A 4,995-nucleotide genomic window follows, 5' to 3' on the forward strand; every position below is an offset into this window, starting at 1 on the left:
AAGGGGACTGGCGGAAGTCCCCTTGAGCGCCCTTCTTCCGCCGACTTCTTGGGCGTGCAAGAAGTCGGCCCGCCCGCCGGGGCGGGTCCCGGCAATCTCCGCCGCCGCAGGCGGCTCCCCTAAAGCGCCCCGGAGGGGCGCGAAAAAGGCCGTCCGTCTGCAGGGCGGAAAATCGAAAACCGCCGCCGGGGCGGGACCCGGCAATCCCCGCAAAATCCGCGCCGCTTTATGAACGGCAGCTCAAAAAGCCTCCGCCGCGTAGGCGGCGGAAAAGGAGAAGATCATGGCAGTCAAAGTTGGAATGGTATCCCTCGGATGTTCAAAGAACCAGGTGGACGCGGAACTGATGCTCGCGCTGATCGTGCAGGGCGGGTACGAGCTTTGCGCCGACGCGCAGGCGTGCGACGTGGTGATCATCAACACCTGCGGGTTCATCGAGGACGCGAAGCGGGAGAGCATCGAGACGATCCTCGAGTTCGCGCAGATGAAGGAAGCGGGGAAGATCAAGGCGGTCGTCGTGACCGGATGCCTGGCCGAGCGGTACCGCGAGCAGGTGGCGATGGAGATCCCCGAGGCGGACGTGGTGCTCGGCATCGGGCGCAACGCGGAGATCATCCGAGCGATCGAGGACGCGCTCGCGGGCAAAAGGACGGTCGCCTTCGGGGAGAAGGACGCCCTGCCGCTCGAAGGGGAGCGTATCCTTGCCAACGAACCCTTTTACGCCTATCTCAAGGTGGCGGACGGGTGCGACAACCGCTGTTCCTACTGCGCCATCCCGCTTATCCGCGGGGATTTCCGCAGCCGCCCGATGGAAAAGATCGTGGAGGAAGCAAAACGGCTTGCCGCGCGAGGCGTGACTGAACTGAACGTTGTGGCGCAGGACACCACGCGCTACGGCGAGGATCTCTACGGCCGGTTGGCGCTGCCCGAGCTGCTTGAGGAACTCTGCAAAATCGACGGGGTCCGCTGGGTGCGCATCCTCTATTGCTACCCCGACCGGATCACCGACCGCCTGCTCGACGTGATGGCGCGGGAGGAGAAGATCGTCAAATACATGGACGTGCCCATCCAGCATGTGAGCGGCCGAATTTTAAAGCTCATGAACCGGCGCGGCGGCGCGGAGAGCCTTGCGGCGCTGATGGAAAAGATCCGCTTGAAGGTGCCGGGGGTGGTGCTGCGCACAACGCTGATCACCGGATTCCCGACCGAGACGGAGGAGGAGTTTACCGAGCTGTGCGAATTTATCCGTGCGGTACGCTTCGAGCGGCTCGGCTGTTTTGCCTATTCCGCCGAGGAGGACACGCCCGCTGGGGAGATGGACGGGCAGATCGACGAAGAGGTCAAAAGACGGCGCGCGCAGGTTGTTATGGAGCAGCAATATGATATAATGGAGGAAGTGAACCGCGCGCAGCTGGGCAAGACGCTGACGGTGGCGGTCGAGGGACGCGAGGGAAAGCTGTGGTACGGCCGCAGCTATATGGACGCGCCCGACATCGACACAAAGGTCTTTTTCACGAGCGGGCGCAAACACCTGCCGGGCGACTACGTCGAGGTCATGATCGACGGGGTCGAGCAGTATGATTTAAAGGGAAGGGCTCTGGACTGATATGAACCTGCCAAATAAACTCACCGTCCTGCGCATGGCGCTGATTCCGGTGTTTCTGGTCTTCCTGCTGGCGGACGGGATTCCGCACGCCTATCTGTTCGCGGCAGTCGTTTTTGCCGCCGCCTCCTTCACCGACTATCTCGACGGGCACATCGCCCGCCGGGACGGGCTCGTCACCAATTTCGGCAAGCTCATGGACCCGCTCGCGGATAAGCTGCTCGTCTTTTCGGCGCTCATCTGCTTCATCCCCAAGGGCCGCGCGTCCGCGCTCGCGGTGTTCATCATCCTCGCGCGGGAGCTACTCGTCACCTCGGTGCGCCTCATCGCCGCCGAGCAGGGCCGCGTCATCGCCGCCGACATCTGGGGTAAGCTGAAGACCGTCTTCCAAATCGTCTGGGTGCTCTATACCCTGCTGGCCATGTGGGTCACGTGGAGCCTGCTGCCTCCGTCGCCCGAGTCCTATTCGGTATGGTTTTTCATCGGGGACGTGGTGCTCCAGGCGGTCGTCGTGCTGCTGACCGTCCTTTCGGGGGTCAACTACGTGTGGAAAAACCGCGACCTGCTCTCCGACGTGAAATAACCCCTTGCAAGTTTCACACAAATATGGTATGGTTTGCATATAGTAGATCAATACTGCTTTGACCGGGAGAAGTACCCGCAACACCCCGCGACAGAGAGAACGCGCCGTCGGCTGCAAGCGCGTTTCGCGGCAGGCTGCGTGGGAAATGCGCCCGCGAGCACGCGGCCTGAACGGGGCTTTCCCAATTAGGGCTGCGCGTATCCCGCGTTAAGGGAAAAGGGTGTCAGCCCTGAGCGAGAAATCGAAGTGGAACCGCGGAATATCCGCCTTCGTTTGGCCAAGTGCCGGACGGGGCGGTTTTTATTTTGCATCTACGGATTCATAACAGCCTTTCTGGGAGGTATGATAAGGATGTTTGACGCGATTAAAAAGGATGTCCGGGCCGTCAGGGAACGCGATCCGGCGGCGCGCAACAGCTTTGAGGTGCTGCTGCTTTCGAGCGGTTTGCACGCCATCATGATGCACCGCCCCGCGCACTGGCTCTATGAGCACAAGGCCTATCTGCCGGCGCGCTTTCTCAGCCAGTTTTCCCGGTTTCTGACCGGCATCGAGATACACCCCGGCGCCAAGATCGGCCAGGGGGTCCTGATCGACCACGGCATGGGGGTCGTCATCGGCGAGACCGCCGAGGTCGGCGACGGCTGCACGATCTACCAGGGAGTCACCTTGGGCGGCACGGGCAAGGACAAGGGCAAGCGCCACCCCACCCTCGGCAAAAACGTGACGGTCGGCTGCGGCGCCAAGATTCTGGGGCCGTTCAAGGTCGGCGACGGCGCGAAGGTCGCGGCCAACGCCGTGCTGCTCGAATCGATCCCGCCCGCCTCCACGGCGGTGGGCGTTCCGGCGCGCATCGCGCGGGTGGGCGGCCGCAAGCCCAACACCCTCGACCATGTCCACCTGCCCGACCCGGTCGCGCAGGAGATCTGCAAGCTGCAATTCGAGCTTGACCGGCTCGAAAAGCGCATCCGCGAGCTCGAAAAGGAACAGGCGGCGGCCCCGGCAGACGACCGGGTGCGCGTCCCGCAGGAATAGACGGGGTCTTCCGCCAGCGACGGCCGCGGAGGCGCCGCACGGCCGGGCGGCGGGCCCGCCGCGCGGTGCGCGGCGTTCGGCTCCCCGAAGGGGAGCCGCCGGCGCCGTCCTTTGGACGGCGCGGTCCGCCGCCTCATGCGCGCCCCGCGTCCCCACCTTAACAACACGGAAAAGGAGAGCAGAAAAGATGAAGATTTACAATACGTTGACGCGCCGCAAGGAGGAGTTCGTGCCCCTCGAGCCGGGGAAGGTGAAGATGTATGCCTGCGGGCCGACCGTCTATAACTTCATCCACATCGGCAACGCGCGGCCGATATGCGTGTTTGACACGCTGCGCCGCTATCTCGAATACCGGGGCTATGACGTGACCTTCGTGCAGAACTTCACCGATATCGACGACAAGCTCATCAACAAGGCCAACGAGGAGGGCGTGGCCGTCCGGGAGGTGGCCGAGCGGTATATCGGCGAATACCTGACCGACACCGAGGGGCTGGGCATCCGTCCCGCGGACATCCACCCGCGCGCGACCGAGAACATCGATACGATCATCGGCATGGTCAAGACGCTTGTGGACCGCGGGTATGCCTATGAACGGGACGGCAGCGTCTATTTCCGCTCGCGCAAATTTGACGAATATGGGAAGCTCTCCCATCAGCCGCTGGAGGACCTGGAGGCGGGCGCGCGCATCGACGTAAGCGACGTCAAGGAGGACCCGCTTGACTTTGTGCTGTGGAAGGCCGCCAAGCCGGGCGAGCCGAGCTGGACTTCGCCGTGGGGCGAGGGCCGTCCCGGCTGGCATATCGAGTGCAGCGCGATGATCCGCAGACACCTGGGGGACACGATCGACATCCATTGCGGCGGACAGGACCTCATCTTCCCGCACCACGAGAACGAGATCGCCCAGAGCGAATGCTGCACGGGCACCACCTACGTCCGCTACTGGATGCACAACGGCTATATCAACGTCGACAACCGCAAGATGAGCAAGTCGCTCGGCAACTTCTTCACCGTGCGGGAGGTCGCGGATAAATTCGGCTATGAGCCGATCAAATTCATGATGCTCCAGGCGCACTACCGCAGCCCGATCAACTATTCGCTCGAGGTGATCGAGCAGTGCCAGGCGGCGCTTTCCCGCCTGCACAACTGCCGGGACGGACTGGACTTCGCGCTGAAAAACGCCTGCGACGCCCCGACCGAGGGGGAGGACGCCTTCCGCGCGCAGGCGGACGCGCGTGTGGCGCAGTTCGTCGAGGCGATGGACGACGACCTCAACACCGCCGACGGCATCGCGGCGCTCTTCGAGCTTGCGCGCGACTGCAACACCTTCTTTGGGAACAACACCCGCTCGAAGGGGATCGTCGAATACGCGATCCAAAAGTTTGACGAGCTGTGCGGCGTGCTCGGCCTGCTCTATGGCCGCGGGGCGGACGACCTCGACGCCGAGGTCGAAGCCCTGATCGCCGAACGGCAGGCGGCCCGCAAGGCGAAGGATTTCGCCCGGGCGGACGCCATCCGCGACCAGCTCACCGCCATGGGCATCCTGCTCAAGGACACGCCGCAGGGTGTCCAGTGGAGCAGGAAGTAGGTGCCGCTCGGGGAGCGGCGGAGGTTGTCGGTGGTCGGCCGACAGTGGGTTTAGGTATTCCGCCCTGGGGACGGAGGGACTGCCGGCAGTCGACCGACAGCGGGCTTAGATTTGCCGCTCATCGAGCGGCGGAGCTAGTCGGTAGTCGACCGACGGCGAGTTCCTTTCTTGCTTGCCCAAGAAAGGAACCAA

At 63.4% G+C, this 4,995-nt stretch carries 4 protein-coding genes and 1 other annotated feature; all 4 genes read left to right on the top strand.

The features are described 5' to 3' along the window. Positions 1-283: 283 nt before the first annotated feature. Positions 284-1,606, top strand: coding sequence for a 30S ribosomal protein S12 methylthiotransferase RimO (gene rimO / locus NE609_RS16855; protein ID WP_101552391.1), 1,323 nt, complete (start codon positions 284-286; stop codon positions 1,604-1,606). A 1-nt stretch (position 1,607) separates the two neighbouring features. Beyond that, positions 1,608-2,186, top strand: coding sequence for a CDP-diacylglycerol--glycerol-3-phosphate 3-phosphatidyltransferase (gene pgsA / locus NE609_RS16860; RefSeq protein WP_256153190.1), 579 nt, complete (start codon positions 1,608-1,610; stop codon positions 2,184-2,186). A 49-nt stretch (positions 2,187-2,235) separates the two neighbouring features. Then, positions 2,236-2,460, top strand: a binding site (T-box leader). Positions 2,461-2,537: 77 nt separating this feature from the next. Continuing rightward, positions 2,538-3,218: a serine O-acetyltransferase EpsC gene (epsC, locus tag NE609_RS16865; RefSeq protein WP_121587734.1), complete on the top strand. Its 681-nt coding sequence runs from the start codon at positions 2,538-2,540 to the stop codon at positions 3,216-3,218. A gap of 187 nt (positions 3,219-3,405) precedes the next feature. Beyond that, positions 3,406-4,803, top strand: coding sequence for a cysteine--tRNA ligase (gene cysS / locus NE609_RS16870; protein WP_256153191.1), 1,398 nt, complete (start codon positions 3,406-3,408; stop codon positions 4,801-4,803). The last annotated feature ends 192 nt before the right edge of the window (positions 4,804-4,995 follow it).

Source organism: Anaerotruncus sp. DFI.9.16, from assembly GCF_024461615.1.
Classification (GTDB): domain Bacteria; phylum Bacillota; class Clostridia; order Oscillospirales; family Ruminococcaceae; genus Anaerotruncus; species Anaerotruncus massiliensis.

Excerpts from the sequence above, each read along its gene's own strand:
- rimO (WP_101552391.1), top strand. The coding sequence starts at position 284 with ATGGCAGTCAAAGTTGGAATGGTATCCCTCGGATGTTCAAAGAACCAG.
- pgsA (WP_256153190.1), top strand. The coding sequence starts at position 1,608 with ATGAACCTGCCAAATAAACTCACCGTCCTGCGCATGGCGCTGATTCCG.
- epsC (WP_121587734.1), top strand. The coding sequence starts at position 2,538 with ATGTTTGACGCGATTAAAAAGGATGTCCGGGCCGTCAGGGAACGCGAT.
- cysS (WP_256153191.1), top strand. The coding sequence starts at position 3,406 with ATGAAGATTTACAATACGTTGACGCGCCGCAAGGAGGAGTTCGTGCCC.